This is a genomic window from Aeromonas sp. ZOR0001, from assembly GCF_000801015.1.
Taxonomy (GTDB): domain Bacteria; phylum Pseudomonadota; class Gammaproteobacteria; order Enterobacterales; family Aeromonadaceae; genus Aeromonas; species Aeromonas veronii.
Genome location: NZ_JRJY01000073.1, coordinates 1 through 412 on the forward strand (window position 1 = coordinate 1; position 412 = coordinate 412).

The following is a 412-nucleotide window of genomic DNA, read 5'->3' on the forward strand; positions in this document are numbered from 1 at the left end:
GTCGGACGCGGGTTCTTGATCATGGAGTCCAGCATCTGGGTGGCGGTGATGACCACTTTGCGGGCTTTGTTGCACTTCTCGATGATCATCTTCTGGGCGAAGATCACTTCTTCTACCGGGATCTCGACACCCATGTCGCCACGGGCAACCATGATGCCGTCGGAGACAGCCAGGATCTCGTCGAAGTTGTCCAGGCCTTCCTGGTTTTCGATCTTGGAGATGATCTGGATGTTCTCGCCACCGTGGGCTTTCAGGTGCTCACGGATTTCCAGAACGTCTTCTTTCTTACGGATGAAAGAAGCAGCAACGAAATCAACGCCTTGCTCGCAACCAAAGATCAGGTCGCGCTTGTCTTTCTCGGCCAGGGACGGCAGCTTGATGGAGACGCCCGGCAGGTTAACGCCTTTGTTCT

The 412-nt window shown here is 54.9% G+C and carries 1 protein-coding gene; it reads right to left on the reverse strand.

The annotated features are described in order from the left end of the window. Positions 1-412, reverse strand: a 412-nt coding sequence (locus L972_RS09220; protein ID WP_047437738.1) for a pyruvate kinase, incomplete at both ends; no start/stop codon positions are given.